Source organism: Clostridium sp. UBA7339, assembly GCF_002470865.1.
Classification (GTDB): Bacteria; Bacillota; Clostridia; order Clostridiales; family Clostridiaceae; genus Clostridium_J; species Clostridium_J sulfidigenes.
This window is the reverse complement of the sequence record NZ_DKPI01000010.1, coordinates 47652-72896: the sequence shown is the minus strand read 5'-3', so window position 1 is coordinate 72896 and position 25245 is coordinate 47652. Positions and strand designations below refer to the sequence as shown.

General features: G+C 30.4%; 31 protein-coding genes, 1 tRNA gene and 1 riboswitch. Of the genes, 25 read left to right on the top strand and 7 right to left on the bottom strand.

Features of this window, described 5'->3' with window-relative positions:
* Nucleotides 1-23 precede the first annotated feature (23 nt).
* The 12 genes from cutD to eutM all read left to right on the top strand — a co-directional run bounded on the left by cutD (nucleotide 24) and on the right by eutM (nucleotide 7990).
* Nucleotides 24-977 carry a choline TMA-lyase-activating enzyme gene (gene cutD / locus B2S02_RS10955; RefSeq protein WP_346920704.1) on the top strand — a complete coding sequence of 318 codons (954 nt, stop codon included), beginning with the start codon at nucleotides 24-26 and terminating at the stop codon, nucleotides 975-977.
* A gap of 39 nt (nucleotides 978-1016) precedes the next feature.
* Entirely contained in the window at nucleotides 1017-1370 is a 354-nt protein-coding gene (locus B2S02_RS10950) for a BMC domain-containing protein (RefSeq protein WP_035134859.1), read from the top strand.
* Nucleotides 1367-1813 (top strand): EutP/PduV family microcompartment system protein, encoded by a 447-nt coding sequence (locus tag B2S02_RS10945; protein ID WP_346848808.1) that lies wholly within the window; start codon nucleotides 1367-1369, stop codon nucleotides 1811-1813. Before B2S02_RS10950 ends, B2S02_RS10945 begins: the two co-directional genes overlap by 4 nt.
* Nucleotides 1814-1819: 6 nt before the next feature.
* The gene (locus B2S02_RS10940) at nucleotides 1820-2500 is read left to right on the top strand and encodes a cobalamin adenosyltransferase (protein WP_346848809.1); all 681 of its coding nucleotides are present in this window, start codon (nucleotides 1820-1822) and stop codon (nucleotides 2498-2500) included.
* Nucleotides 2482-3327 carry an ethanolamine utilization protein EutJ gene (gene eutJ, locus B2S02_RS10935; protein WP_346848810.1) on the top strand — a complete coding sequence of 282 codons (846 nt, stop codon included), beginning with the start codon at nucleotides 2482-2484 and terminating at the stop codon, nucleotides 3325-3327. The genes B2S02_RS10940 and eutJ overlap by 19 nt, the downstream gene beginning before the upstream one ends.
* An 18-nt stretch (nucleotides 3328-3345) precedes the next feature.
* Nucleotides 3346-3648, top strand: a complete 303-nt coding sequence (locus B2S02_RS10930) for a BMC domain-containing protein (RefSeq protein WP_035134867.1) — start codon at nucleotides 3346-3348, stop codon at nucleotides 3646-3648.
* Complete coding sequence (locus tag B2S02_RS10925) at nucleotides 3645-3908, top strand: EutN/CcmL family microcompartment protein (protein WP_035134869.1); 264 nt, start codon at nucleotides 3645-3647, stop codon at nucleotides 3906-3908. Before B2S02_RS10930 ends, B2S02_RS10925 begins: the two co-directional genes overlap by 4 nt.
* Nucleotides 3909-3986: 78 nt before the next feature.
* Nucleotides 3987-4649 carry a cupin domain-containing protein gene (locus B2S02_RS10920; protein ID WP_346920703.1) on the top strand — a complete coding sequence of 221 codons (663 nt, stop codon included), beginning with the start codon at nucleotides 3987-3989 and terminating at the stop codon, nucleotides 4647-4649.
* 17 nt (nucleotides 4650-4666) lie between these two features.
* Nucleotides 4667-5344 carry a BMC domain-containing protein gene (locus tag B2S02_RS10915; RefSeq protein ID WP_346848811.1) on the top strand — a complete coding sequence of 226 codons (678 nt, stop codon included), beginning with the start codon at nucleotides 4667-4669 and terminating at the stop codon, nucleotides 5342-5344.
* A 34-nt stretch (nucleotides 5345-5378) separates the two neighbouring features.
* The gene (locus B2S02_RS10910; RefSeq protein WP_346920702.1) at nucleotides 5379-6977 is read left to right on the top strand and encodes an acetaldehyde dehydrogenase (acetylating); all 1599 of its coding nucleotides are present in this window, start codon (nucleotides 5379-5381) and stop codon (nucleotides 6975-6977) included.
* The gene (locus B2S02_RS10905; RefSeq protein ID WP_346848813.1) at nucleotides 6977-7627 is read left to right on the top strand and encodes a phosphate propanoyltransferase; all 651 of its coding nucleotides are present in this window, start codon (nucleotides 6977-6979) and stop codon (nucleotides 7625-7627) included. The genes B2S02_RS10910 and B2S02_RS10905 overlap by 1 nt, the downstream gene beginning before the upstream one ends.
* Nucleotides 7628-7699: 72 nt before the next feature.
* Nucleotides 7700-7990: an ethanolamine utilization microcompartment protein EutM gene (gene eutM, locus B2S02_RS10900; RefSeq protein WP_346848814.1), complete on the top strand. Its 291-nt coding sequence runs from the start codon at nucleotides 7700-7702 to the stop codon at nucleotides 7988-7990.
* A gap of 77 nt (nucleotides 7991-8067) precedes the next feature.
* On the opposite strand, the gene B2S02_RS10895 is transcribed toward eutM, so the two are convergent.
* Entirely contained in the window at nucleotides 8068-8250 is a 183-nt protein-coding gene (locus B2S02_RS10895) for a hypothetical protein (protein ID WP_346920701.1), read from the bottom strand.
* 342 nt (nucleotides 8251-8592) lie between these two features.
* Here B2S02_RS10895 and B2S02_RS10890 point away from each other — a divergent pair, with 342 nt between their 5' ends.
* The 5 genes from B2S02_RS10890 to B2S02_RS10870 all read left to right on the top strand — a co-directional run bounded on the left by B2S02_RS10890 (nucleotide 8593) and on the right by B2S02_RS10870 (nucleotide 11930).
* Entirely contained in the window at nucleotides 8593-9156 is a 564-nt protein-coding gene (locus B2S02_RS10890; protein WP_346848816.1) for an HD domain-containing protein, read from the top strand.
* A gap of 64 nt (nucleotides 9157-9220) precedes the next feature.
* Nucleotides 9221-9649, top strand: coding sequence for a GNAT family N-acetyltransferase (locus tag B2S02_RS10885; RefSeq protein WP_346920700.1), 429 nt, complete (start codon nucleotides 9221-9223; stop codon nucleotides 9647-9649).
* 18 nt (nucleotides 9650-9667) lie between these two features.
* The gene (locus B2S02_RS10880; protein ID WP_346892678.1) at nucleotides 9668-10459 is read left to right on the top strand and encodes an HAD family hydrolase; all 792 of its coding nucleotides are present in this window, start codon (nucleotides 9668-9670) and stop codon (nucleotides 10457-10459) included.
* A 6-nt stretch (nucleotides 10460-10465) separates the two neighbouring features.
* On the top strand, nucleotides 10466-11044 hold the full coding sequence (locus B2S02_RS10875; protein ID WP_346848819.1) for a DUF4269 domain-containing protein: 579 nt from the start codon (nucleotides 10466-10468) through the stop codon (nucleotides 11042-11044).
* A 132-nt stretch (nucleotides 11045-11176) separates the two neighbouring features.
* Nucleotides 11177-11366, top strand: a riboswitch (cobalamin riboswitch).
* 138 nt (nucleotides 11367-11504) lie between these two features.
* Nucleotides 11505-11930 (top strand): hypothetical protein, encoded by a 426-nt coding sequence (locus B2S02_RS10870; RefSeq protein WP_346848820.1) that lies wholly within the window; start codon nucleotides 11505-11507, stop codon nucleotides 11928-11930.
* Between the two features lie 55 nt (nucleotides 11931-11985).
* On the opposite strand, the gene B2S02_RS10865 is transcribed toward B2S02_RS10870, so the two are convergent.
* Nucleotides 11986-12879: a DUF1002 domain-containing protein gene (locus B2S02_RS10865; RefSeq protein WP_346920699.1), complete on the bottom strand. Its 894-nt coding sequence runs from the start codon at nucleotides 12877-12879 to the stop codon at nucleotides 11986-11988.
* Between the two features lie 237 nt (nucleotides 12880-13116).
* On the opposite strand from B2S02_RS10865, the gene pepV reads away from it, so the two are divergent.
* Nucleotides 13117-14520, top strand: coding sequence for a dipeptidase PepV (gene pepV / locus B2S02_RS10860; protein WP_346848822.1), 1404 nt, complete (start codon nucleotides 13117-13119; stop codon nucleotides 14518-14520).
* A gap of 348 nt (nucleotides 14521-14868) precedes the next feature.
* On the top strand, nucleotides 14869-15324 hold the full coding sequence (locus B2S02_RS10855) for a YdeI/OmpD-associated family protein (RefSeq protein WP_346848823.1): 456 nt from the start codon (nucleotides 14869-14871) through the stop codon (nucleotides 15322-15324).
* Nucleotides 15325-15588: 264 nt separating this feature from the next.
* On the opposite strand, the gene B2S02_RS10850 is transcribed toward B2S02_RS10855, so the two are convergent.
* Nucleotides 15589-15960 (bottom strand): YmaF family protein, encoded by a 372-nt coding sequence (locus tag B2S02_RS10850; RefSeq protein WP_346848872.1) that lies wholly within the window; start codon nucleotides 15958-15960, stop codon nucleotides 15589-15591.
* Nucleotides 15961-16323: 363 nt separating this feature from the next.
* Between B2S02_RS10850 and B2S02_RS10845 the strand changes: the two genes are divergently transcribed.
* Nucleotides 16324-17565, top strand: coding sequence for a hemolysin family protein (locus B2S02_RS10845; RefSeq protein WP_346848824.1), 1242 nt, complete (start codon nucleotides 16324-16326; stop codon nucleotides 17563-17565).
* Nucleotides 17566-17655: 90 nt separating this feature from the next.
* On the opposite strand, the gene B2S02_RS10840 is transcribed toward B2S02_RS10845, so the two are convergent.
* Nucleotides 17656-18336, bottom strand: a complete 681-nt coding sequence (locus B2S02_RS10840; protein WP_346848825.1) for a lysoplasmalogenase — start codon at nucleotides 18334-18336, stop codon at nucleotides 17656-17658.
* A gap of 435 nt (nucleotides 18337-18771) precedes the next feature.
* Between B2S02_RS10840 and B2S02_RS10835 the strand changes: the two genes are divergently transcribed.
* Nucleotides 18772-20676, top strand: a complete 1905-nt coding sequence (locus tag B2S02_RS10835; RefSeq protein WP_346920738.1) for an endonuclease MutS2 — start codon at nucleotides 18772-18774, stop codon at nucleotides 20674-20676.
* Nucleotides 20677-20747: 71 nt separating this feature from the next.
* The gene (locus B2S02_RS10830) at nucleotides 20748-21929 is read left to right on the top strand and encodes a cyclopropane-fatty-acyl-phospholipid synthase family protein (protein ID WP_346848826.1); all 1182 of its coding nucleotides are present in this window, start codon (nucleotides 20748-20750) and stop codon (nucleotides 21927-21929) included.
* A 95-nt stretch (nucleotides 21930-22024) separates the two neighbouring features.
* Here B2S02_RS10830 and B2S02_RS10825 read toward each other — a convergent pair whose 3' ends face one another.
* The gene (locus B2S02_RS10825; protein WP_346848827.1) at nucleotides 22025-22468 is read right to left on the bottom strand and encodes a hypothetical protein; all 444 of its coding nucleotides are present in this window, start codon (nucleotides 22466-22468) and stop codon (nucleotides 22025-22027) included.
* A 141-nt stretch (nucleotides 22469-22609) separates the two neighbouring features.
* Between B2S02_RS10825 and ybaK the strand changes: the two genes are divergently transcribed.
* A complete protein-coding gene (gene ybaK / locus B2S02_RS10820) occupies nucleotides 22610-23086 on the top strand; it encodes a Cys-tRNA(Pro) deacylase (protein WP_346920698.1) in 477 nt (158 codons plus the stop codon).
* A gap of 69 nt (nucleotides 23087-23155) precedes the next feature.
* Here ybaK and B2S02_RS10815 read toward each other — a convergent pair whose 3' ends face one another.
* Nucleotides 23156-23809, bottom strand: coding sequence for an HAD family phosphatase (locus tag B2S02_RS10815; protein ID WP_346920697.1), 654 nt, complete (start codon nucleotides 23807-23809; stop codon nucleotides 23156-23158).
* 163 nt (nucleotides 23810-23972) lie between these two features.
* On the opposite strand from B2S02_RS10815, the gene B2S02_RS10810 reads away from it, so the two are divergent.
* Nucleotides 23973-24389: a hypothetical protein gene (locus tag B2S02_RS10810; RefSeq protein WP_346848830.1), complete on the top strand. Its 417-nt coding sequence runs from the start codon at nucleotides 23973-23975 to the stop codon at nucleotides 24387-24389.
* A 126-nt stretch (nucleotides 24390-24515) separates the two neighbouring features.
* Here the strand turns inward: B2S02_RS10810 and B2S02_RS10805 are convergent.
* Nucleotides 24516-24591, bottom strand: a tRNA-Pro gene (locus B2S02_RS10805).
* Between the two features lie 210 nt (nucleotides 24592-24801).
* Between B2S02_RS10805 and B2S02_RS10800 the strand changes: the two genes are divergently transcribed.
* Entirely contained in the window at nucleotides 24802-25227 is a 426-nt protein-coding gene (locus tag B2S02_RS10800) for a hypothetical protein (protein WP_346920696.1), read from the top strand.
* Nucleotides 25228-25245: the final 18 nt, after the last annotated feature.

Below are 25245 nucleotides of genomic sequence, written 5' to 3'. Positions count from 1 at the left end.
AATGAAACTGGAGAATGAAAAATATGAGTAATGAAAACTTAGGTATAATCGAACGAAAAGCGACGATTTTTAATATACAGAAATATAACATGTATGATGGAGATGGAGTAAGAACTTTAATATTCTTTCAAGGTTGTCCTCTTCGTTGTAAATGGTGTGCAAATCCTGAAGGACTAGTTAAAAAGCATAGAGTTATGTTTAAAAGTAATTCATGTGTTAATTGTGGGGCTTGCGTTTCTGTTTGTCCTGTTGGAATACATACCATATCTAATGAAACTTTAAAGCACGAAGTTAATCGTGATATTGATTGTATCGGATGTGGTAAGTGCAAAGAAGCTTGTCTTAAATCTGCTTTAACAATAGTTGGAGAAGTAAAAACTATTTCGGAACTTTTGGAGATTGTAGAGGAAGATAGAACTTTTTATGAAGTTTCTGGTGGTGGTGTTACATTAGGCGGTGGTGAAGTTTTAATGCAGCCTGAAGCAGCTTGCAGTCTGTTAATGGCATGTAAGCAATCAGGAATAAATACTGCAATTGAAACTTGTGGTTATGCAAAACTTGAATCAGTACTTAAGGTTGCGGAGTTTACAGATTTATTCCTATTTGATGTTAAACATATTAATTCTGATAGACACTTTCAGTTAACAGGTGTGAGGAATGAACAGATTTTAGAAAATCTGCAAGAACTACTTCGCCGCAAATATAATGTTAAGATTCGTATGCCTTTACTTAAAGGTATAAATGATTCTCAAGATGAGATTGAAAAGACTATGGAGTTTTTAACACCATACAAAGATTATAAAAATTTTAAAGGGATTGACTTACTTCCATATCATAAAATGGGGGTAAATAAATACAATCAATTAGGAATTGAATATCCTATAAAGGATGATCCAAGTTTAAAGAATGAAGATTTAGATAGAATAGAAGGATGGATTAAAAAGTACGATTTACATGTAAAAGTAATCCGTCATTAAATAATTTTCAAATAGATAATAAGATGGAAGGTAAGGTTTATGGGAGATTTTCTTGATAGAAACATACAGCGTGTTATACAAGAGTCAGTGCCAGGAAAGCAGATTACAATAGCACATATCATTGCGTCACCTATGTCTGATATATATGAACGTCTTGGAATCGATGAAAAAGGAGCTATAGGGATTTTAACTCTTTCTCCATATGAAACTGCAATAATAGCAGCAGATATTGCTACAAAGTCTTCTAATGTTGAAATTGGGTTTCTTGATCGTTTTACAGGTTCTGTTGTAATAAATGGCGATGTTCAAAGTGTGGAAACAGCACTTGGAGCAGTAAACGATACGTTAAGAGATATGCTTGGATTTACTCCGGCACCCATTACAAGGACATGAGAAAAAAGCGCATAATGGTAATTGGACCTTCAAGATGTGGTAAAACCACATTAGTTAATGCCCTAAATAATTATGATGGTCCGCTAAAACGAACACCAGATTTAATTTATGGTAAAAACACTATTGATGTTCCAAGTGCTTATTTAGAAAATTCATGGATGTACAAGCATATAATAGCAGCAGCTCAAGATGCATCTCATGTGCTTATATTGGTTGATCAGTCTAATTGCAATGAAATATACTCCCATGGATTTGCAAAGTCTTTTAGATGCCCGGTGATTGGAGTTATTACAAAATGTGACTTGATACCTGAAAATGAAGAAAAATGTTTACGACAGTTGAAGAACATAGGAGTATCAAAGCCATATTTTAATATTAGTTTTCCAATGGCAACAGGAATTGATGCTTTGAAAAAGTATTTATTTGAAAAAGGTGAGGAGTAAAGGTCAATGATGAAATTTATTACCGAAGAGTATTTGAGAGATTTATATCGAAAAGAACCTTTTAATACCTACAAGTTACAACAAGGACAGCGCCTTACACCTGGAGCAGCTCAATATTTGTCTGATAAGAGAATAACAATGAATAATAATGATTCTAAAAAAGATAAAAATGTTTCTCAAGAAAATAAGACTGAAGCAGTAAAACCAGAGAGAAACACTAATTTATATTTGAAGAAACTTTGTTGTAAGTTGAAATCTATGGAGGCAGTATTTCTTGTTACTAGTAGTGAAATATTAAGAGAAGATATCATTTTAGCACAAAATGTTATGAATTTAGGTAGAAAAATATCAAACATCAGAAATGTTGTGGAAGGAAAAGGTGTTCTTGAGTCTATTTGCTGCAAAGAATGCACTGGAATTAATCCATTAAATTTCATGACTGACCTTGATGATTGTTTTGAAATAACAGAATTTCATATGCAGCTTGAAAAAAGCAATGCAATTTTAAAAATGAACGCACTACGTTGTGCTATGCGAGAATTACAATTTGATATAATTGATACCTACAAAAATGATGATGACGGTTTAAAAAATAGAATTATGGAGAACACTAATTCAATAATTAATTCGCTGTCTCAATTGATTTGTTCAGCAGTAGGAGGAAAAGAATGTCAAAGAAAAAATTAACTTTTGAATATTGTGATAAGATGGTTCAAGATTTTGAAGAGGTTATAGAAAAGCCAATCCTTAACGGTTCTTCTGTTTATTATACAGGTGTGGACTTAGGTACTGCTTGTGTAGTATTGGCTGTTTTAGATGAAAACTATAAGCCGGTGGCTGGTGCGTATAGGTATGCAGATGTGGTTCGTGATGGTATGGTTGTAGACTATATTGGTGCCATAAGAATTGTTAGAGAACTTAAGCAGGAAATTGAGGAAAAATTGAATACAGAGCTTCTTTATGCAGCTGCTGCAATTCCACCTGGAACAGATGCTTTAGATTCTGGAGCAATTAAAAATGTAGTTCAGTCAGCAGGATTTGAATTAACAAATCTGTTAGATGAACCTACTGCTGCCAATGCTGTACTTAAAATTGAAAATGGTGCAGTTGTTGATATCGGTGGTGGTACAACTGGAATATCAATTTTAAAAGATGGAAAGGTTGTTTATGTTGTTGATGAACCAACAGGAGGTACTCATTTCTCATTAGTTATTTCTGGTGCTTATGGAATGCCTTTTAAAGAGGCAGATAAGTTTAAAAGAGATAATGAAAACCACAAGGAAATTTTACCTGTGTTAAAGCCAGTAGTTGAAAAGGTGTCATCAATTATTAACCAGCATATCAAGAATCATGATGTGAATGAGATTTCTTTAGTTGGTGGTACTTGTTGTTTGACTGGAATTGAAGAAATTATTCAGAAACAGACTGGAGTTTATACTCACAAACCTAAGAATCCTATGTTTGTTACACCACTTGGAATAGCATTAAGTTGTACACAAGATATTATGGAATAATAAGGAGAGTGTTTAAAAGTGGATTTTAGAATTATAAAATCACCTTCCCAGAGCACTAAAGATATTCTTATAAGACGAATTGGTGGAAATTGTAAAACCAAATTAGACGGTGTTGATGCAATAGGACTTGTTCAAGGCAAACTTATCGATATGATATATGCTACAGATATTGCTGAGAAAAGTGCTGGTGTCACTGTTGAAGATATAAAGGGCACATGTCCCCAACATATGGTTTTAATTGGAATTTTTGGCGACACATCATCAGTTGAATCTGCAATAAATGAGATTAAACTGAAAATGAAAGAAGGAAAAACAATATGATAGTAGCAAGACTTATTGATAATGTATGGGCAACTAGAAAAGCTGAATCACTTAACGGACTTAAGTTTATGCTTGCTGAGGAAATTGGTGGAGTAGATGAAGGACGTAGATTTATTGTTGTTGATAATATCAGTGCAGGTATTGGTGATAGAGTTATCGTTAGTACTGGATCATCTGCTCGTAGAATGTTAGGCGATGATAATATACCTGTAGATGCAGTTGTTGTTGGAATAGTTGATAATGATTGTAACTTTGGTTAAACACAATCTTTCTTAAAAATAATCATAGGATTTTAGGTTTTTTATAGATACCAATATTATTTGAAAGGAAGTGAAAATATGAAAAAATTAATCTGTGCAAAAGATATTGAACAATTAATATTAAAGGGTGAAAAAGTATTTTATATAGATGGTAGTGAAATAATTACACCATCAGCTAAGGATCTTGCAAAGAACAATGAAATACTATTTACTACAGAAGCTCCTGCACCTAAGGTAGAGACTTTAGAATCTAAAAAGGTCCCAAGCATAGAAGGTATGGATAGTGAAATGATGCTTAATTTCTTCAGAGCAATGATGGACAAGGGTCTTTTACAAGAAATGCTTGAATGCTTAAAACCAAAGAATCTTCTATTTGAAGCTGAAAGTGATCCTAATGGACTTAAAGTTGTTAGAGGAAAAACAGTAAAAATGGACGTATTCGACACTGGAAATCCAAATGCAAAAGCTTATTTTCAAGAGTTAGTAAGCAAAGAAGAATCAAAAATGAGTGCTGGATTTTTAGTTATTGAAAATTCAAAATTTGATTGGGAATTAACTTATGAAGAGATTGACTATGTTATCGAGGGAACTTTAACAGTTGAAATCAATGGAAAAACATATACAGCTCATGCTGGAGATGTGCTATTTGTTCCATCTGGTTCTAAAGTAGTTTGGGGTTCTCCAGATAAAGCAAGGGTATTCTACACAACATATCCAGCTAACTGGGCAGATCTTTTATAAATTAGGGGGATTGACCTATGCAAGCACTTGGTTTAATAGAAACAAAAGGATTACTTGCATCTATTGAGGCAGCTGACACAATGGTGAAATCCGCAGATGTAAGTATTATTGAAAAGACCTATGTAGGTGGCGGTCTTGTTACAATTGCAGTTACAGGTGATGTAGGTGCAGTAAAAGCAGCTATAGAAGCTGGAGTAGCAGCTGTTAAAAATCTTAATGAAGAAGCTTTAGTATCAGAACATGTAATTCCACGTCCTCATGAGGAGTTGGAAAGCATAATTGGATCTAAATCTTCAGTGGAAACTCAAGAGGCTTTAGTATCTGATGAAAAAGTTGAAGAACCTGAAGAGATTCAAGAGACTCAGCAGATCCAAGATGCAGAAGACTTAGAAGTTGTAGAAGAAATTCAAGAAACTGAAGAAGTTGAAGAAATTCAAAATAGTGATGCTTTAGACAATGATTTAGATAAACTTCATAAAGGAAGTTTAGAGAATCTACATAAAGATGATGTAGATAATTTAGTTATTAAAAATGGTATTGAAAAAACCGTTTTAATATTATCTAAGCTAAAGGTAGTTAAGCTTAGAAATCTAGCTCGTGAATATAAAGATTTTGGAATTACAGGTAGAGTAATTTCAAAAGCAGGTAAAAATCAATTACTTGCTAAATTCAAGTTGTATTACGAGAAAAATTAGATATTGTAAGGTTTACGAAAGGAAGTAATGACCAATGGAGAACTTTGATAAAGATTTACGTTCAATACAAGAAGCGAGAGATCTTGCTAGACTTGGAAAGGTAGCAGCTAATAAAATTGCTGATTATACTGAAGAGCAAATCGATAAAATTTTACGTAACATGGTTAGAGTTGCAGAAGAAAATGCAGTTTGTTTAGCACAAATGGCAGTTGAAGAAACTGGTTTTGGTAAAGTTGAAGATAAAACTTTTAAAAACCATTTAGCAGCTACTATACTATATGAATCAATTAAAGATATGAAAACTATCGATATAATTAGAGAAGATGAGGTAAACAAGATAATAGAGATTGCTGAGCCAGTTGGTTTAGTTATGGGTATAGTACCTTCAACAAACCCAACTTCTACTGCTATTTTCAAAGCTATGATTTCAATTAAATCTCGTAATGCTATAGTATTCTCACCACACCCATCTGCTGCAAAATGTACAATTAAAGCAGCTCAATTAATGCACGATGCAGCTGTTGAAGCTGGTGCACCAGAGAATGTTATAACATGTGTAACTTCACCTTCAATTGGAGCTACAAATGAGTTAATGAAAAGCAAAGAAGTTGCTATAATAATAGCTACAGGTGGTCCAGGAATGGTTAAAGCTGCTTACAGTGCAGGAAAACCAGCTCTAGGTGTTGGTGCAGGAAACTCTCCAGCATACATAGAAAAAACTGCCAACATAGAACAAGCTGTTAGAAATATTATGGCAAGTAAAACTTTTGATAATGGTACAATCTGTGCATCAGAACAATCAATAATCTGTGAAGAATGTAATGAAGCTGCAGTTATTCAAGAGTTCAAAAAGCATGGTGGATACTTCATGACTAAAGAAGAAACTGATAAAGTTTGTAAATTATTATTCAAAAATGGACATGCGATGAATGCTAAATTTGTAGGAAGAAGTCCACAAGTTATTGCAAGTGCTGCAGGAATTGAAATTCCTCAAGGAACTAAAGTACTTATAGGAAGACAAAACGGAGTAGGCGAAGGTAATCCATTATCATTTGAAAAACTTACAACAGTTCTTGGATTCTATACAGTAAAAGATTGTTACCAAGCATGTGATTTAAGTATTGAATTACTTCAAAATGGAATTGGTCACACAATGAGTATCCATACTGAAAATAAAGATATAGTTATGAAGTTTGCTAAAAAGCCAGCTTCTCGTATCCTTGTTAACACTGGTGGAACACAAGGTGGAACAGGTGCAAGCACAGGTCTTAATCCTTCATTCACTTTAGGTTGTGGTACATGGGGAGGAAGCTCAGTATCTGAAAATGTTACTCCTGAGCACCTTATAAACATTAAGAGAGTTGCTTATGGTCTAAAAGACTGCGCAACATTAGCATCTAATGACCCAACTTTCAACTGCATAAAAACTGCTGAGAATTGTCACAGCGTACAAAATCAACTTATGAATATGAGTCCAGCTCAAATTGCAGCAGCTGCAGCGGCTTTAAATAAAGATAACGCTTGCGTTAACAATACTAATACTTGCACTGAATGCAATACTGATAGCACAAAAAATGAAGAGCTTTTAGATTTAGTTAATCAAATAGTTGCCGCTATGAAAGGGGCAAACTAATGGATAATTGTGAAGCAGTATTAAAGCTTTTACTAGAAGCTGTGAAAAACGATGGACAAAAAACTGCATCTCAGGGAAATTCATCTGAGATTCCAGTAGGAGTTTCCAATAGACATGTACATCTTTCACAAAAGGATTTAGAGAGTCTTTTTGGTACAGATTATAGTCTTACAAAACTTAAAGACTTATCTCAACCAGGTCAATATGCATGCAAGGAACTTGTAACAATTTGCGGACCAAAAGGTGCAATCGAGAAAGTTAGAATCCTTGGACCTGTAAGAAGTAAGACTCAGGTTGAAGTATTAAATGGAGATTGCATTAAACTTGGAGCAGCATCAAATGTAAGACTATCTGGAGATTTAAGCAGAACTCCTGGGATTACATTAGTAGGACCAAAAGGCTCTGTTCAAATTGAAGAAGGCTTAGTAGTTGCACAAAGACATATTCACATGACACCTGAAGATGCTAAAAACTTAGGAGTTTGTGATGGAGATACAGTATGTATAAAATTTGACGATTTAAGAGGCGGAATATATAGTAATGTAGCTATTAGAGCTAATGATGCTTCAAAACTTGAATGTCATCTTGATATAGAAGAGGCTAATGCAATGGGCATTAACTCAAAGTCAAAAGTAACAATTGTAAAGTAAAAAAAGTAACAAAATAAGTGGTTATAATTAAAAATTATAATATAAATAAAAGATATTTAGGAGGATTATAAAATGAAATACGATGCATTAGGAATGATAGAAACAAAAGGTTTGGTAGGATCAATTGAGGCAGCTGACGCTATGGTTAAAGCAGCTAACGTATATTTAATAGGTAAAGAATATGTTGGAGGCGGACTTGTAACTGTTATGGTTAGAGGAGATGTTGGAGCTGTTAAAGCTGCTACAGATGCTGGAGCTGCTGCTGCACAACGTGTTGGAGAATTAGTATCAGTTCACGTAATCCCACGTCCACATTCTGAGGTTGAAGTAATTCTTCCATCTTCTAAAGAAGCTGTAAAATAGGATTTTAATAACATTTTAAAAATAGAAACGTCGCTAAAGATAATTTAGCGGCGTTTTTTTAACGAAATAATACTTTATTACCAAATAAATGCATTTTTATGCCATCTTATTTTTTGTTTTTCTGATAAGTTAAGTTTGTATTGGTTCTCTGTCATTATTTTATGAATTTTCTCTTCTGATAACTTTACATAATTTTGCACATTTACAGCAGAAGCAGTAGTAGATATTTGCCCAGTACCTTTTTTCATGACGGGTAACATACTTCATATTTATAATCTTCTAAATGTTCTTCCATAAAGTAAAAAATATTATGAGTTGGGTTAGTTTTATTGCAGCATTAGTCATATTGTAAAAATAACTATTGAAAAAATTTTCGTCTTAAGTTTATAAAATATACTAAAGATAATTTTAGAATAACTAGATAATTATGTATAAAATGTATTATAATTATTTAAATGAGCAGTAGAATTATATATAATTCATATTATCAAGAAGATAATTTAGATATTTTACAATTGTAGATAAGGTTAAGTAAATAGATTTTTGATAATTGAATAGTATTATATTTTAATAAGTGATGTAGCTTGGTGAATGGAGGAAAAATGGAAAGGAATATAATTGAGAAGATAAAGGAAGATGTAAAAAGAAGATGTGAAAGTCCAAATAATTTTTTTGGTGTTGGAAGTTATGAACATATTGAAAGCGTAGCGAATAATGCAGTTGAATTAGCTACACTATATAAAGCAGATGTTGAGGTATGCGAAATTGCAGGATGGTTGCATGATATAGCTTCAATCACAGATTATAAGTTATACGAAAATCATCATATTCATGGTGCAAATATGGCAGAGAAAATCTTAAAATCATATAATTATCCAACAGATAAAATTGAGTTAGTTAAATTATGTATATTAAATCACCGTGGAAGTGTATTAAAAGAAAAAACAACTAAGGAAGAAATATGCGTTGCTGATGCTGATGCTATTTCTCATTACGATACATTGCCATCACTATTTTATTTGGCATTTGTTCAAAGAAAACTGAATATTGATGATGGGTTAGAGTTTGTTAAAAGCAAACTTGAAAGAAGCTATAATAAAATGTCTAAAGAGAGCAAAGAATATTATCAAGATAAAAGAAATATGATTCAAGCTATATTAAGATAATTAGTGTTGAGATGTATTATACATATTTAAATAAGGTAGTAAAAAAATATGGAGGGTTCTTAATATGGAAATAGTAGAAATGAAAATTTCAAACTACCAGGATATTTTTAAACTATGGACTTCTACCCCTGGAATGGGTCTAAGAAATTTAGATGATTCTAAAGAAGGTATAGATAAATTTCTAAGGAGAAACCCTACTACTAATTTTATAGCTGAAGAAGATGGTAAAATAGTAGGAAGTATATTATGTGGACATGATGGTAGACGAGGATATGTTTATCATACTGCTGTAGATATGAGATACAGAGGAAAAGGTATTGGGAAAAAGCTAGTCAATTCAGTTATTAATGCCTTAAAACGCGAAGGAATAAATAAAGCTGCACTAGTTGTATTTAATAATAATGAAGTTGGGAATGGGTTTTGGAGATCCATGGGATGGGAGAAAAGAGAGGATTTAAATTACTATAATTTAAGCATTAATAAAGAAAATTAATTTAGTTGGGGGATTAATATGGAGAAGAAGATAAAATTGATTATAACTGATTTAGATAGAACCCTTTTAAGGACGGATAAAAGCATTTCTAACTATAGTTTAGATGTTATAAGAAGATGTAAGGATCAGGGAATATATATTGCTATAGCTACAGCCCGTTCAGAGCAAGCTGCTGCAAATTATATTAAATTAATTAATCCTGATATTGTAATTTCTAATGGGGGAGCATTAGCAAAGTGCAAAGATGAAGTTATTTATAAATGTATGTTATCAGCACAGGTATCTGATTCCCTAATTAAAGATTGTGTGATGAGTTCAAATATTGGTGAAATAACTGTTGAAACTGAAAGTGGATATTATTCCAATAGTGAAGAGATAAATAAATTCGGTGAAGATTATACTCATGCTAAATATAATGATTATTCCAAGTCACTAAAATGTATGACCTATAAAATAACTGTGGAGGTTTTCGAGAGTAAAGCTGCAGAGGAGCTAGCCTCTAAATATCCACAATGTAGTTTTCTAACTTACGTTGGAGAAGATTGGTGTAGATTTGCCCATAGAGAGGCAACAAAAATTAATGCCATTAACGAAATAGTTAAATATTTAAATATAAGCCTAGAAGAGGTAGCTGCATTTGGTGATGATATTAATGACCTAGGAATGATAAAACATTGTGGACAAGGCATAGCAGTATCAAATGCAATTGAAGAAATTTTAGAATGTGCATCACATATTACAGGAAGTAATGATGAGGATGGTGTAGCAACTTTTATTAGTGAAAAGTTCCTAGAGAAGGATGAAAATTAGATTAATATGAACAATAAAGATTTTATAAATATAAACTACCTTAAACATGGTAATAGAAAACAACAAAATTCATATAAGGTACTTAAGGAGCTAGATATATTTAATGTTTTAAGAAAGTTTAATCCAATATTAGTAGGGACTATACCTATTAATATTGATATAGAAAACAGTGATTTAGATATAGTATGTGAAGTTTATGATTTTAAGGAATTTCAGAAGATAGTAGAAGATAGGTATTCTATGTTCAGTAAATTTCATATAAGTAATAATAGTACAGATAATGAGACAATATTAACTGTAAACTTTTATGTGGAGGATATTGAAATAGAAATATATGCTCAGTCATTGGATAGTTGTAAACAGAATGGTTATAGGCATATGGTAGTGGAAGATAGAATACTTAGATTAGGTGGAGAAAGAACTAGAGAAGAGGTTGTTATCCTTAAGAAAAATGGATTGAAAACAGAACCGGCTTTTGCAAAACACTTAGGTTTAGATGGAAATCCATATGATGAGCTATTGAAATTAGAAGAATATAGTGATAAAAAGATTAAAGATATGTTAGATAATATTAGAAATAATTAGTTAAATTTAGATATTTAACAATAAACATTAAAAGAACTACTAAAACTTCTAATTTGGAGGAAAAACAATGGTTAGGGCTATAATTAATGGTTTGACATGAAAATTAGAAGGGTATAATATAATAGTAACAATTGAATATTATGGAAGATGGGTTCGATTATATTTTCCTATAACTGATTAAAAGAGAAGCTGGGTGAAAATCCCACACGGTCCCGCCGCTGTAAGAGAGGAGTTTTCTTCTAATATGCCACTGTTTTTATGGGAAGGCAGAAGAAAATAATGATACTTGAGTCAGAACACCTGCCTATTTTTTACGCTATAATTCTACGAGAGATGGAAGGGTGTGATTTAATCTATGATAGATAAGATTTAAGACCTTTTAGTTTTAGTAGCTAAGAGGTTTTTTAATTTGCCATTAATAAAGCAATAAATTTAAATTATTAGTAAGGAGTGAGTGTATATGAAAAGAGCACAATTTGATAAGGGAAGTTTATTATTAGTTATATCAGAAATACCAAAGGTTTTAAAAAACTTAGATAATATTATAGATAGGAATAATGAAAAACCAGATACTTCAGAAGGAAATTTTAAGGCGGAATTTACTAACTTTATAGAGCTTTTAGGAAAATATATGAGTAAATGCTTAGTGACTATAAGCGAGCCTTATAATGAAAATTTATATAGTGTAAGTATAGACAACTCAGTAGATGCTGGATTTTTACCACAAATATCATCTGAGTTTTATAACTATTTAAAAGGCTTTAGAAACTGTGAAGAAACTATAAAAAATGTATCCTATAATGAACTATATAAATTCTACGTGGATAACCATGATAACATAGATAAATTATATAATCATATGATAGAGTTTACTAACAAATTATAAAAAAATAAACCGTACCCTAAAAGGTACGGTTTATTTTTTTAATTAAATCTTTATTTTAGTTAAAAAGTGAACTGAAGAAATCGCTAATCCAGCTAAATAGTTTATCAAAGAAGCCTGAATCCTTAAGTTCTTTTCCTAGAGCTTCCATTTCATCTTTAAATTTAGATGCACTTTTGTCTAAGGTATCCTTAAGTTTAGAATAATCTAAGTCTAGGTCATTTATATTAGACATTAATGCAACCATATTGTTTTGAATGGTAGCACTTATATCTACATCATATTTTTTTTCAACTTTTTCAATAATTTCTTTAATTTCATCTTCGCTAGAAGGCTTGTCTTTTATAACAGCTGTTTTAACTTCGTTGATAATTGCAGAAGCTTCTGTATCCCCTATCTCTTCAGCTAAGTCTAGGGATACGTCTATTTCCTCTTGAGCTGCTTTTTTATTAGAGGTAGATAACTCACCACCCATTATATTCTCAGCACCAGCAAGGATTCCAGCAAGAGCTGATTCTCCAGTTACTTCAAAAGGAGCTGAGGCTGTAACCTCTGCATTCAATATTCCAGAAGTAATTAATGCATTTGCAAGCATATCATTAGTTACTAGTGTTAAGTTAGAAGAGTTTACTGTTACGCCATTTTCCTTTTGTAATAGCTTAACATAGGCACTAGAATACCATCCACCTGTAAAATTGGCTAATTCTTTTTCATCAAGACCAAATTGTTTTAGTGCCATTTTACTGTCTACATATATAGCTTCAATATTGTCTGGAGCTTTAAAGTACTTTCTTAATTGAGCTTCTTGACTATCACTTAAATCAGAACCAAAGCTTAGAATTTCACCACTTGGATATTCACCATGAATATCTGCAAAAGCAGTTGTAGGTATAGATATACATGTTAAAATACCTATAGTCATAGCTAATTTTTTAAAAAATTTCTTTGACATCTTAAATTCTCCTTATACTTAAAATGTAAGTAATACTATCTATATAATAAAATCTAGATAGTTACTTTATATATCTTATTATATATATTATATTTTATATTTATAGGATATAGAATAAATATTAATAAATTTGTAAGAAACGAAAAGCGTAAATTAACTGTAACATCTATGGAAATAAAACAATTTTAGTATTAGAATGGAATTATAGTTAAATTTTAAAATAAAGGTGGGATTTGGATGTATAAAAATCAAATAGAAGAATATTTTCACAATCATAAGGATGAAATGTTAAATGACATATGTGATTTAATAAGAATAAGAAGTGATAGATCAGAGGCTAAAGAAGATATGCCTTTTGGAGAGGGCCCAGCAAAGGCTCTTAAGGCTGCTTTAGAGCTAGCAGAAGGTATGGGATTTAATACTACAAATTATGATAACTATGTAGGAGCTATTGATTTTAATGATAAAGAAAAGCAATTAGATATTTTAGCCCATCTAGATGTAGTACCGGTTAGTGATGATTGGACAGTTACAAAACCTTTTGAGCCAATAATGAAAGATGGTAAATTATATGGAAGAGGTTCAGCTGATGACAAGGGACCAGCATTAGCAGCTTTATATGCTTTAAAGGCTGTTAAAGATTTAAATATACCTTTAAGTAAAAATGTTCGTCTTATATTAGGAACAGATGAGGAATGTGGAAGTTCTGATATAGCATATTACTATAAAAAAGAGAAAGAAGCACCTATGACCTTTTCACCTGATGCAGACTTTCCTGTTATAAATATTGAAAAGGGAGGACTACATAGTCCCTTTGAAAGTAAGTTTGAAGAAGATAACAATTTACCAAGAGTAGTTTCTATGACAAGTGGAGTTAAGGTTAATGTAGTTCCAGACACTGCAATTGCAGTTGTGGAAGGCTTCTCAGAGGAAGAAATAAATAAATATTGTATAGATGCAGCAAAAAGCACAAATTTAAAATTTACCTTTGATAAAGACGGTGAAAGCTGGGTTATTAAGGCCAAGGGAGCAGGAGCACATGCGTCTACTCCTGAAAATGGAAATAATGCTCTTACAGGAATGTTACAGTTACTTACATCTATGCCATGTGCTAATAGTGAAGGATTTAAGAAGCTATGTGCTGTTAGTAAGTTATTCCCACATGGAGATTTCAAGGGGGAAGCTTGTGGTGTTAAGATGAGTGATGATTTATCTGGTGAATTAACTATAACTTTAAATATATTTAAATATACTACTTCAGAGTTAAGCGGAACCTTTGATTGTAGAGCGCCACTTTGTGCAACTAATGAAAATGTGCGTGATGTTTTAAGAGACAATATGGCAAAGGATAATATAATCTTATCTAGGGATGATATGTTCCCAGCTCATCATGTTGATGAAAACTCCGAGTTTATACAAACTCTTTTGAAATGTTATGAAGAATATAGTGGACAAAAGGGAGAATGTATAGCCATAGGAGGAGGTACCTATGTTCACCATATTAATAATGGAGTAGCTTTTGGATGTACAATGCCAGGTACTGATAATAATTTACATGGGGATGATGAGTTTGCAGTAGTAGATGAACTTCTACTTAGTGCTAAAATATTTACTCAAGTAATTATTGATCTATGTAAATAATATTTTAATTTAATAAGCCTAGTTAGGATAAGTAGAATAATAATTTCATTTATCTTAGCTAGGCTATTTTATAGTAGTTAAATAGGTAACAAGAGTATTAAATATTATCCCTATTATAACATGGATTTAACCATGTTATAAAACAGCAAAATCCCAGAAACCCGCATGAATAAAACAACTATTTAACTAGTTATATAGTTAAATAGGCTTATATGTAAATAGTTTCCTATATGAATATTTGTATAGTTTCCTAAGTGAGATTTTATTATAATTAGTATATGATATTATGTTATAACATATCGAAGTTATAGTGAATATTTTATTTCATATATAAAGGAGAATAATATAATGGAGAAGTTTGAAGGACAACTTAAAGAAGCAATGGGAAAAGGTGGAGCATATATAGAGATACCTTTTAATGTAGAAGAAATTTTTGGAGCTAAGAGGGTTAAAGTTAAAGCTACTTTTGATGGGGTGCCATATAGGGGATCTATTGTTAAAATGGGAACAGAGTGCCACATAATAGGTGTAACTAAAGATATAAGAAAAAAGATAAATAAAGATATTGGAGATTATGTTAAAGTTACAGTTGAAAAGGATGAGGAAGAAAGAAAAATTAATCTTCCTGAAGATTTTAAAATAAGAATTGAAGAATCTAATGAAGTATATGATTTTTGGAATAGTTTATCTTACTCTAATCAGAAGAAATATGTGGATTATATAGATTCTGCTAAAAAGGAAGAAACACGAAAAAAACGAGTAGAGGATTCGATAAATAAGTTAATTAATAAAGAGAAGCTATAAATAAAGTCCCCAAATCCTATGTAGTACAAAGATTATTGATGAATAGTCTGTATAATAAAATCCCTGCAATACTATATTACAGGGATTTTAATAAGTTTTGGGTTGTATAAACTCTAGTTTCATTCCTTTAAAAGTACCTGGGGGGGACAAATTGTAAAAGGGAATCTTATGAAGCTAGAGTATGTATAGAGAATATTATTTAAACTACAACCTGGAATTTACTAGGTTGTAGTTATTCTATTTTAAGTTAAATAACTTTATATATTATCTTTTGTGGTTACAAAGAGTTGGTGATTCAATTAAAGTCGCAAACATATATTTATGAGTATGGTCATCTTCATCAGAAGTTCTTCCTTTTACAAAGTGAACATGTCTTCCATTGCCAACCGGAATAGCTGGTCCAGTTGTATCACAAATTTCATGAAAGTGATCATAGAAATCAGTATTTGTTTGAAGCTTATGGACGTGTGAGTTACGGTAAGGAATAGCTTCACCAGTTACCCCAGCAAATCGATGGTTATGAACTGAACAATCTTCAGAAGCTATTATTGTACTACCAGTATATTCATGAACATGGGTTTGCTCTTTGTGTCTACAAGAGTCATTAGAATTATTACTACAGTTATTGTGGTTCATATAGTTATCATTGGCATCATATTCATAATTAGAATAGTTAGGATAACATTCATAATTCTCATAGTCTTCATAAGCATCATTATAATTATTATAGTTACTATACATATTACTCATTTATTTCCCTCCAATACCTTAGAGGCATACTACATATTATGATTATTCTAATATATTGGTGACACCTTTATTATGATTTTTAAAAATATATTTTATTAAAAGATATATTTTTCTTATAAAACCTTTTAGATAATATTTTAGAGTGAAATGTAGCATAATTAAGATATATATTTTATTTCATTACTACTTTTAAAGTTTTGTTTAATATCAATTGAAGTAGATATTAGTTAAGTGAGAGGAGGAGTAGGTTTGAGTTCAATAATATATATACAGATTATAGGATTAATAATATTAATAATACTATCTAGCTTTTTCTCTGCATCAGAAACTGCCTTAATGTCTATTAGCAAGATAAGGGTTAGACATATGGTAGAGGAAAACATAAAGGGATCTAATAGAGTTAAGGAATTAACTGATAATCCTAGTAGCTTATTAGCATCAATTTTAGTTGGGAATAATGTTGTGAATATAGCATCATCTTCTTTAGCAACGGTTTTAGCTATTAATCTTATTGGAAGTAGAGGTGTGGCTATAAGTACTATAATAATGACTATAGTAGTACTTATTTTTGGTGAGATTACCCCAAAAACTTTAGCTTCACAAAATTCTGAGCAAATATCACTAAGAGTTGCAAATCCAATATTTATTGTAAGTAAGATGCTTAAACCAGTAGTTATCATAACTACTACAATATCAAAGTTCTTTATAAAATTACTTGGAGGGAAAAGTGATAGTAATAAACCATTTATAACAGAAGATGAATTAAAAACTATGGTGGACGTTAGTGAAGAGGAAGGTATACTAAAGTCAGAGGAAAAGGATATGATTCATAATGTATTTCAATTTGGAGACCTTTATGCAAAGGATGTTATGGTTCAAAGGGTAGACATAATAGCTTTAGATATAGAGGAAAGTTTGGATAAGATTATTTCAGTTATAAAGGAAGAAGGGTTTTCAAGAATACCGATATATTCAAATACTATAGATAATATAGTGGGGATATTAAATGTTAAGGATATTATATTTATGGAAGATACTAAGGGATTTAGTTTGAAAAACTATATGAGGGAAATAACCTATACCTATGAGTTTAGAAAGGTTACAGAGCTATTTAAAGATATGAATAAAAATAGGCAGCATATGGTAGTAGTCCTTGATGAATATGGTGGAACCGTTGGAATTGTAACTATTGAAGATTTAATAGAGGAGATAGTTGGGGATATAAGTGATGAATATGATGATGAAGAACCAGAAATATATGTGGTAAAGGAAGATGAGTATATAGTTGAAGGAAGTGTTAGAATAGAGGATATAAATGAACTTATAGGAACAAAAATTGAGTCCGAGGAATTTGATTCCATAGGTGGATTTATAATAGGTGTGCTAGGAAGATTCCCTAATATAAGCGAAGAAATAATTTATAGTAATTATAGATTTATAATTGAAGATATAGATAGGAATAGGATAAAGAAAATTAGAATATATACATAGGTTGGAGCAAATAAAGAATAGATATTAATAAAACTATACTAATATCTATTTTTTATTTATAGAATTTATACTGCTTATGTTGTAAAGCTGTTATAGAGCTAAACTAAGAGCTATAAGACCTTGTCCTACATAGTAACATAACAAGTTCAATGCTGTCATGTAAGATGGTGATTTTTTATGAAAGTATATAAAACACAAAATTAAATCAGATAAAAAGAAGAGACATGCACCTATAATTATAAGTATAGTACTTAAAAAGTTTTCATGGATTAAGGGAGTTAATGATAATGCCCTTGTAACCATAAAACTAATTATAATTGAATAAGTAACAACTAGTTTATAGGCTCCCTTAAAATCAAAGCCTTTTATTAGATTTAAAAATAGAATAGAGATTATTGAAATTAGAATAAATAATAGAACATGCCAAATTAGCACAGGGGTAAGAGTAGCAAAGGCTAAAGAAAAGAATATATGAGCAATAGAAAAACTAATTAATCCATATACAAACATTTTGCTTACTTCATCATCTTTATTAGTATTAAAGGCAAGGAATACATCTCCAATTAAAGATGTTATTAATGCAAAAAGTATAAATATGAAGTATTGGGTATTGAAGTAAAGAATTTTATAGCTAGATACGCATATAGCAATAAATAATAGACTAGTAATAGTCTTAACTATAGGCATTTTATAGCCATGAGGATGATAATTAAAGTATATTAGAAATCCTAGTGATATTAGCATAAATATAAAAAATGTAAGTGATAACATACTTAACCCTCCTTCAATAAAATACAAGTAATAAAATTATTATAGCATATGTTACATATAAGTAAAACAATGGAAAAGAAAATATTTTATTAATGGATATATTTGATTTAAAAAATGTATTGATTTTTTATAAATAATGCTTTAACATTAAGTTACATAGATTTCGAAAATGAGAGAGAGGTATTTTTGTGAGTGTCTAGTATTTAAAATAGTAATTAAATATTAATCTTAAAAATTTGGGTAGTATATACCTTTATTTGTTGTGGGATTAATTAAAACTATTAAAGATACAAGTCCACGAAATTTACCTTAGGATAGCTATAGCTATCTCTGTTAATGGCAAGTTTAAAGCTGTGGGAGTATCCATGGCTTTTTTTATTTTGGAAATCTATGAAGGATTTCATGGACTTAATAATAAGTAAAGGAATCGTGAAAATGAATATTAGTACATTGGAAAAATTACATTATAATAAAATAAAAGAAATTATTAAATCTTATTGTGTAAGTGGATTAGGAAGAGAGTTACTAGATAAACTTCAACCTAGTAATAATATTAAGCAAGTGAAAAGAATGTTAGAGGAAACATCTGAAGGTAGAAACCTTATTGATGCTTCTTATCACATGCCATTAAAGGGAATATTTAATATTGCTCCTTTGATAGATAAGATTGAAAAAGGCTCAGTGCTTGAACCATCAGAGCTAACAACAATAGATAATTTTTTGCGTGGATGCAGAAAGGTTAAAATTTTTATAGAAGATAAAGAAGGATATGCGCCAACTTTAAGTGCTTATGGTAAAAGTATCACAGAATTAAAATATATTGAAGAGGAAATAGAGACTTCAATTAAAGGAAGCATAGTGGATTCTAATGCTAGTAAAGAACTTAAGAGAATTAGACGACATATAGAAAGTTGTGAAGAAAAGATAAAAGAAAGGTTAGATAAGTTTATAAGAAGTAGTGCCAATAAAGAATATATTCAAGAATTTTTTATAAGTCAAAGGAATGGTAGATATACAATTCCTATAAAAGCTTCCTATAAGAATCAAGTTCAAGGATCTATTGTAGAAGTGTCTTCTAAAGGGACTACTGTATTTATAGAGCCAAGTTCTGTATCAAAGTATACTACGGAGTTAACTACACTAAAATCAGAAGAGGCCATGGAAGAGTATAGAATACTTGCAACATTAACTGATATGATATTTGAGAGGATTAAAGAGTTAAAGATAAATATAGAAGTCATTGCAGAATATGATATGATTATAGCAAAAGCAAAATATAGTAAAGATATAGATGGAATACAGCCAATTCTAAATAATCATGGATATATAAATATAATTAAGGGTAGATATCCATTAATTAAAAATGCCGTTCCGCTAGATTTTAATATAGGGGATGATTATAGAACCTTGATTATAACTGGACCTAATGCAGGGGGGAAGACAGTGGTGTTAAAGACAGTGGGACTTCTTACATTAGCTACGCAAAGTGGATTTCATATAGGTGCTGAATCAGGAAGCCAAATAGCCATATTTGAGAAAATATTTGTGGATATTGGAGACGATCAAAGTGTGGAAAACGCTTTAAGTACATTTTCATCTCATGTTAAGAATCTTAGTGGAATTTTAAAGGAGAGTAATAAAAATACCCTTCTTCTTTTGGATGAGATAGGAAGTGGTACAGAACCTAATGAAGGAGCAGCACTTGCTATTGCGATACTAGAGGAGTTTTATCATAAAGGATGCATTACCATAGCATCTACTCATTATGGAGAGATTAAGAACTTTTCTCAGAATCATCCTGATTTTGAAAATGCAGCCATGGAATTCCAAAGAGAGACCTTAGATCCACTATATAAGCTTTCTATTGGGAAGAGTGGAAATAGTAATGCCCTTTATATTTCAAAAAAAATGGGTATAGCTGACAAAATAATAGATAGAACAAGAAAATATATTGAAACTAAAAGTTATAACTATGAATTGTTAAGAGATAGCAAGATTAATAGAAATAAAGAAGTTGATAATTATAGTGAAGAATCCTATAACTATGAAAAAGGTGATAGGGTTATTGTTCTAGATAAGAAGTTACCAGGGGTTGTATATAAAGAAAAAGATGAATTTAATAATATAATTGTATTTTTAGATGGTGATTTTATTGAAGTGAATTATAAGAGGTTAAAGCTAGAGGTTAGTGCTACAGAGTTATATCCTGAAGGTTATGACTTAAATCAGATTTTTATAGCTTATAAGGAAAGAAAGTTAGAACATGATATAGAAAGAGGTTCTAAAAAAGCACTTAAAAAAATTAAAAAGGAATCCCAAAAGGGAATTTGTGAACAATAAGTAACCTTTGTATTCTTATAGAAAATATTGTCCATAATATAAAAAGATTTTGTTAATTAGTGGAGGAAATTATGGCAATAGAAAAAAGTTTAATTGAAGGATTTTTAAAACAGTTTGATACAGTTCCTTTTTCGGTAAAATATAAGGACGAAGGGAAATTTATTATAGGTGAAGGTGAACCTAAGTTTAAGATAGTTATAAGAAAATTACCTAATAAAACTGATTTGCTAAAAAGTACTTCTCTCGCTTTAGGAGAAGCTTATATGAATGGAGATATAGATTTAATAGAAGGAGATCTATACTATGCTCTTGATACGCTATTAAGTAACATAGATAAGTTTACCTTAGATATAAAAGGTCTTAAAAAGCTACTGCATACTTCTACTTCTTTAAAGCATCAAAAGGAGGAGGTATGTTCTCATTATGATATAGGAAACGATTTTTATAAGTTATGGCTTGATAAAACCATGAGTTACTCTTGCGCTTACTTTAAAAATGATAATGATACATTAGAAGAAGCTCAGATGAATAAAATATATCATATACTTAATAAGCTTAATTTAAAGGAAGGTATGAGCTTATTAGATATTGGATGTGGTTGGGGGTATTTATTAGTAGAAGCTGCTAAAAAATATAAAATCCATGGCGTTGGTATAACCCTTAGTGAAGAACAATATAAGGGGTTTTCAGAGCTAATTGAGAAGGAAAACCTAAGGGAGTATCTACAAGTTAAGCTTTTAGACTATAGAAAATTAAAGGATTCAGGTATGACCTTTGATAGAGTAGTTAGTGTTGGTATGATTGAGCATGTTGGAAGAGAAAATTACAGTTTATTCTTTGATAATGTAAGTAAAGTATTAAATCCTAAAGGTGAGTTTTTATTACACTATATAAGTAGTATCCATGAATCTCAAGGAGACCCATGGATTAAAAAATACATCTTTCCAGGCGGTGTAATTCCTAGTATAAGAGAAATAATGGATACTGCTTGTGAGCATAAGTTTTGTACTATAGATGTAGAAAGTTTAAGACTTCATTACAAGAAAACATTGCTTTATTGGTATAAAAATTTTCAAGATAATATAGATGAAATTAAAAAATTGGTAGATGAAAGATTTATAAGAATGTGGGAAATATATTTATGTTCTTGTGCGGCTTCATTTAATAATGGAGTTGTAGATTTACATCAAATGCTATTTACTAAAGGAGCTAAAAACGATCTACCACCTACAAGAGAATATATGGATAAATAATTTTAAAGAATAAAACGGCCAAGTATATCCTGGTCGTTTTGTTTTTAAAAATTTTAATAATACTATGAATAATTTGATTTCTTTTAGAGAAAGATTTAATTTTTTATAATGTGAGTTTCTATAATTTGAAGTTCTTTAATCAATTCTTGTCTAACAAAACCCTTTGTATTTACTGTGTCAGAGGTTATAAGGCGTACCTCGTACCATAAGGTTTCTAAAGCTTCAACTCCATCAAGAATTGCTACCCTTGAGTTAGATGGGATGGAGCGGAGTATAGGACTATTACTGAGAGGTGAGATATAAAGAGAGCACCGTTTTATTGTTTCACCAGTATTAAATCTAATAGGTCTAGAGTAAACTTTTAAAGTTTCATTTGGCTTATTAATAGTGTTTAATTGAGATGTTAAACTATTATTTTGTTTTGTTAGAACTCTTACTTGAATATTTTGTTTGTTATATTTATCATTTAAAAGATAATATAAAATTCCTAATCCACCAGAGGTAAGAAGTAGGACATAAATGAAAAAAGTTTTTATCACGAATGTACCTCCATAAAAGAGTTTGGTAGTATAAATATATTCCTTTTATTTATGAAATAGACTTAGTAAAATTAATAAGTAATATTAATAAAACTAGTAAAAGTTTAGTGATATAATTCTATGTGAGGAGTTGATGAATAAATGGCTAATACTAAAACTAATGTGATGAGGATACTAGATAATAGTAATATAAATTATAATATATATACATATGAGGTTAAGGATAGTGCTGTAGATGGAATATCAGTAGCCAATAAACTTGGAGTAGCAGTAGAGAATGTATTTAAGACTCTTGTTACAAAAGGCCATAGTGGAGATTTTTATGTATTCGTAGTTCCTGTGGCAAAGGAACTGAATCTTAAGGCGGCGGCAAAGCGTGTAGGAGAAAAGTCAGTAGAAATGATAAAAGTTAGTGATATGCTTAAGATAACGGGATATATTAGAGGTGGATGCTCGCCTATAGGTATGAAGAAAAATTATAATACTGTAATTGATGATTCATCCCTGAATCTAGATAAAATCATTGTAAGTGGTGGTAAAATTGGATTTCAAGTAGAAATAGCACCAAGGGATTTAATTCAGCTGATAAATGCTGAAACCAGTCCTATTGTGAATTAAAATATACATAAAAGAAATAAAGGTTGTCCTAGAAGATAATTTAATTCTTACTAAGACTACCTTTAATTATTACATAGCTAAAGAAAAACTAACATAATCTAATATAAAATCATCAGCTAAAGCTTTCATGTCATTGTGCTGCTCTAGGGAATGTTCATCATATACGCCTATAACCTTCATACCAGCTTTTTTAGCACCTTGAATGGCTGGAAGTAAGTCTTCAAAAACCATGCACTTATCAGGAGAAACACCTAATTTATTTGCTGCTAGAAGATATACATCTGGAAAATCTTTTCCCCTTTTTACCTCATTAGTTAAGGCTATTGTATCAAAATATTCATATATTCCATTAGCTTTTAAGCAAGCTTCTAAAAGTAAAGTGTTATTGCTAGTAGCCAATGCAATTTTTATATTATTTTCTTTAAGTAGGTTAAAAAATTCTTTAACACCAGGCTTTAGTTTCACTTTATTACAGTAAGCTTCATAAGCCATGTCATTCCAATGCTCTTTAATTTCTTCTAAGGTATAGGGTAAATTAAAGGAATTCTTAAAGTAAATAGCTACTTCATTAAAGCTAAGATGAGCAATGTCATTATTTAATGATGGAGGAACATCTAAATTATGTTTAGCTAGGTATTCCGTATCGATTTTATTCCATACCCACATAGAATCAACTATAGTACCATCCATATCAAAAATTGCAGCGTCTATATTTTTAAACATATATTATCACCCCCGCATATTAACATAACAAATAAAACTTTTAATGTAAAGAGTAATGAATATAATGTGGAAACTACCTTTTACTACTAATAAAAAAGTAATAAGAAAGAATGTAATAAAATTAAAAACATATAATGTATTAGTAAAATAAAGGGGGGAAACTATGGATCTTTTAGGTAAGTTTTGGGGGGTTATTTCGGTTATATTTACTTTAGGAGCATTGTCAAGAGTAGTATCTTTAGGGTTTTATAATAAGTTTATTAAAGGTTTGTCAAAGAAAAAACATAGAGGCATAATAAATAAAACTATTAACATAAATAATGTTTTAGAAGAAAACCATGGGGTGTTTGGAGTGGGTGCATTTATTTCTTCAATAATTCATATGTTAATAATGAATTATAAGGAAAGTTTTTCTTTTTGGGGAATTGCAACCTTTGTGTGTGTTTTAATAATGGTAGCTACTGGAATTATAAATAAATTTATTTATAGAGATAAGAGGGGCCAAATAAGAAAGTTTCATACAACTATAATATTAATATATATTGTTTCTTTAGTAATGCATATAATTTTCACCAAATGATATATTATTAAAAAAAGACATTGTTCTTATAGCAGATTTAAGGTCTAGTTACAAAACACTATCTTCCTATAGTAAATAAAAACATATATAGTAAAATAAAAAGGAACATGACATTCATGTTCCTTTTGGTCGGGGTGACAGGGATTGAACCTGCGACCTCATGGTCCCAAACCACGCGCGCTCCCATCTGCGCCACACCCCGCCGACAAAAATTATTATATGATATATTTAATAGGTTGTCAACATATTTTATGCAAAAAGTTTTGCGATATTATATATTATTTTTAAAAGGCCAATAAAAGGTATTATAAAATCAGTATATTGTAAATAATAAAAGATGTTACTGAATACAAAAAGTTTAATATATATTTACATAATATTATTGTCATTAAAAAAAGGAGGAGTACAAAAGATGAAGGAATATAGGTTTAGTAAGGCTTCTAAAAGATATATGAGAAAGCAATTGTCTAATAGTATACTTTTATCGAGTCTTTTACTCATAATTACAATAGGATTATTTATAAGGAACAATCTTTTTTATGGGAGATTTTTATTAGTGTTTTTTATAGTAGGATTAATAGTTACAGGTCTTGTTACTAAAAAAGTAAGAAGCATTGATGAGCTTAAATATATAAAAGTATATAAAGATAAATTTTGTATAAATAACAATATGAATGAAAAACCAAAAACTCTTTATTTTAGAGATGTAAATAAAGCAATGAGGGATAATAAAGGGATTATATTTTACGTGGGGAAAAGGGATTATAGAATATTATCTAGTTTTTTAGAGCAAAGTGAAGTTGATGAACTTTGGAAGAAGTTTTCCAGGTATAAATAGATATATTTACTATAATTA

Coding starts and splice junctions, on each gene's coding strand:
- cutD (WP_346920704.1), top strand. CDS start 24: ATGAGTAATGAAAACTTAGGTATAATCGAACGAAAAGCGACGATTTTT.
- B2S02_RS10950 (WP_035134859.1), top strand. CDS start 1,017: ATGGGAGATTTTCTTGATAGAAACATACAGCGTGTTATACAAGAGTCA.
- B2S02_RS10945 (WP_346848808.1), top strand. CDS start 1,367: ATGAGAAAAAAGCGCATAATGGTAATTGGACCTTCAAGATGTGGTAAA.
- B2S02_RS10940 (WP_346848809.1), top strand. CDS start 1,820: ATGATGAAATTTATTACCGAAGAGTATTTGAGAGATTTATATCGAAAA.
- eutJ (WP_346848810.1), top strand. CDS start 2,482: ATGTCAAAGAAAAAATTAACTTTTGAATATTGTGATAAGATGGTTCAA.
- B2S02_RS10925 (WP_035134869.1), top strand. CDS start 3,645: ATGATAGTAGCAAGACTTATTGATAATGTATGGGCAACTAGAAAAGCT.
- B2S02_RS10920 (WP_346920703.1), top strand. CDS start 3,987: ATGAAAAAATTAATCTGTGCAAAAGATATTGAACAATTAATATTAAAG.
- B2S02_RS10915 (WP_346848811.1), top strand. CDS start 4,667: ATGCAAGCACTTGGTTTAATAGAAACAAAAGGATTACTTGCATCTATT.
- B2S02_RS10910 (WP_346920702.1), top strand. CDS start 5,379: ATGGAGAACTTTGATAAAGATTTACGTTCAATACAAGAAGCGAGAGAT.
- B2S02_RS10905 (WP_346848813.1), top strand. CDS start 6,977: ATGGATAATTGTGAAGCAGTATTAAAGCTTTTACTAGAAGCTGTGAAA.
- eutM (WP_346848814.1), top strand. CDS start 7,700: ATGAAATACGATGCATTAGGAATGATAGAAACAAAAGGTTTGGTAGGA.
- B2S02_RS10895 (WP_346920701.1), bottom strand. CDS start 8,250: ATGTTACCCGTCATGAAAAAAGGTACTGGGCAAATATCTACTACTGCT.
- B2S02_RS10890 (WP_346848816.1), top strand. CDS start 8,593: ATGGAAAGGAATATAATTGAGAAGATAAAGGAAGATGTAAAAAGAAGA.
- B2S02_RS10885 (WP_346920700.1), top strand. CDS start 9,221: ATGGAAATAGTAGAAATGAAAATTTCAAACTACCAGGATATTTTTAAA.
- B2S02_RS10880 (WP_346892678.1), top strand. CDS start 9,668: ATGGAGAAGAAGATAAAATTGATTATAACTGATTTAGATAGAACCCTT.
- B2S02_RS10875 (WP_346848819.1), top strand. CDS start 10,466: ATGAACAATAAAGATTTTATAAATATAAACTACCTTAAACATGGTAAT.
- B2S02_RS10870 (WP_346848820.1), top strand. CDS start 11,505: ATGAAAAGAGCACAATTTGATAAGGGAAGTTTATTATTAGTTATATCA.
- B2S02_RS10865 (WP_346920699.1), bottom strand. CDS start 12,879: ATGTCAAAGAAATTTTTTAAAAAATTAGCTATGACTATAGGTATTTTA.
- pepV (WP_346848822.1), top strand. CDS start 13,117: ATGTATAAAAATCAAATAGAAGAATATTTTCACAATCATAAGGATGAA.
- B2S02_RS10855 (WP_346848823.1), top strand. CDS start 14,869: ATGGAGAAGTTTGAAGGACAACTTAAAGAAGCAATGGGAAAAGGTGGA.
- B2S02_RS10850 (WP_346848872.1), bottom strand. CDS start 15,960: ATGAACCACAATAACTGTAGTAATAATTCTAATGACTCTTGTAGACAC.
- B2S02_RS10840 (WP_346848825.1), bottom strand. CDS start 18,336: ATGTTATCACTTACATTTTTTATATTTATGCTAATATCACTAGGATTT.
- B2S02_RS10835 (WP_346920738.1), top strand. CDS start 18,772: ATGAATATTAGTACATTGGAAAAATTACATTATAATAAAATAAAAGAA.
- B2S02_RS10830 (WP_346848826.1), top strand. CDS start 20,748: ATGGCAATAGAAAAAAGTTTAATTGAAGGATTTTTAAAACAGTTTGAT.
- ybaK (WP_346920698.1), top strand. CDS start 22,610: ATGGCTAATACTAAAACTAATGTGATGAGGATACTAGATAATAGTAAT.
- B2S02_RS10815 (WP_346920697.1), bottom strand. CDS start 23,809: ATGTTTAAAAATATAGACGCTGCAATTTTTGATATGGATGGTACTATA.
- B2S02_RS10810 (WP_346848830.1), top strand. CDS start 23,973: ATGGATCTTTTAGGTAAGTTTTGGGGGGTTATTTCGGTTATATTTACT.
- B2S02_RS10800 (WP_346920696.1), top strand. CDS start 24,802: ATGAAGGAATATAGGTTTAGTAAGGCTTCTAAAAGATATATGAGAAAG.